The following is a 1,646-nucleotide window of genomic DNA, read 5'->3' as shown; positions in this document are numbered from 1 at the left end:
CTCCTGAACCTCTTCAGGTCAAGCCCTCGACCGATTAGTAACAGTCAGCTACATACCTTACGGCACTTCCACCTCTGCCCTATCTACCTCGTCGTCTTCAAGGGGTCTTACTTCTTTTATAGAATGGGATATCTCTTCTTGAGGGGGGCTTCACGCTTAGATGCCTTCAGCGTTTATCCCGGCCCGACTTGGCTACTCGGCCATGCACTTGGCAGTACAACCGATACACCAGCGGTCAGTCCATCCCGGTCCTCTCGTACTAAGGACAGCTCCTCTCAAATATCCTACGCCCGCGCCGGATAGGGACCGAACTGTCTCACGACGTTCTGAACCCAGCTCGCGTACCGCTTTAATGGGCGAACAGCCCAACCCTTGGGACCTTCTCCAGCCCCAGGATGCGATGAGCCGACATCGAGGTGCCAAACCACTCCGTCGATGTGAACTCTTGGGAGTGATAAGCCTGTTATCCCCAGGGTAGCTTTTATCCGTTGAGCGATGGCATTCCCACTTAATACCACCGGATCACTAAGCCCTACTTTCGTACCTGCTCGAGACGTCCCTCTCGCAGTCAAGCTCCCTTCTGCCTTTGCACTCTTCGAATGGTTTCCAACCATTCTGAGGGAACCTTTGGGCGCCTCCGATACCCTTTCGGAGGCGACCGCCCCAGTCAAACTCCCCACCTGACATTGTCCACCAGCCGGCTAACGGCTGCATGTTAGAAACCCAATACTGTAAGGGTGGTATCCCAACAGCGGCTCCATGGCAACTGGCGTCACCATTTCTCTGCCTCCCACCTATCCTGTACATACAATACCGAGTCCCAGTATCAAGCTAGAGTAAAGCTCCATGGGGTCTTTCCGTCCTGGCGCGGGTAACCAGCATCTTCACTGGTATTTCAATTTCACCGGGTGCATTGTCGAGACAGCGCCCAAATCATTACGCCTTTCGTGCGGGTCGGAACTTACCCGACAAGGAATTTCGCTACCTTAGGACCGTTATAGTTACGGCCGCCGTTTACTGGGGCTTAAGTTCAATGCTTCGTTTCCTAACATCTCCCCTTAACCTTCCAGCACCGGGCAGGCGTCAGCCCATATACCTCACCTTTCGGTTTCGCATAGACCTGTGTTTTTGCTAAACAGTTGCTTGGGCCATTTCTCTGCGGCCATATCTCTATGGCACCCCTTCTCCCGAAGTTACGGGGTCATTTTGCCGAGTTCCTTAACAATGCTTCTCCCGCCGGCCTTAGGATTCTCTCCTCATCCACCTGTGTCGGTTTACGGTACGGGTACAATCAGAACAATAGCGGCTTTTCTTGACAGCTAGCTCACCGGCTTCGCTACTTATTTTTCGCTCCGCTTCACGTCTTCGGATTGCCAGACGGTTTTTCCTATCTGACTCCTACCCCGCTTGCACCAGGCTTTCCTTTCCTGGCTCCGGCTTTCTCTCTGTGTCCCCACAGTTCTGTCTGATTGCAGTACTGGAATCTCAACCAGTTTTCCATCGACTACGCCTTCCGGCCTCGCCTTAGGTCCCGACTCCCCCAGGGCAGATCAGCTTTACCCTGGAATCCTTGGATATTCGGCCGTATGGATTCTCACCATACTCTCGCTACTCATTCCGGCATTCTCTCTTCTTAGAAATCCACA

At 53.2% G+C, this 1,646-nt stretch carries 1 rRNA gene; it reads right to left on the bottom strand.

The features are described from left to right. Positions 1-14: 14 nt before the first annotated feature. Positions 15-1,646 (bottom strand): 23S ribosomal RNA (locus EV209_RS16190); the annotation flags it as partial.

This window comes from Cuneatibacter caecimuris, assembly GCF_004216775.1.
Taxonomy (GTDB): Bacteria; Bacillota; Clostridia; order Lachnospirales; family Lachnospiraceae; genus Cuneatibacter; species Cuneatibacter caecimuris.
This window is presented reverse-complemented; position numbering and strand designations above follow the sequence as displayed.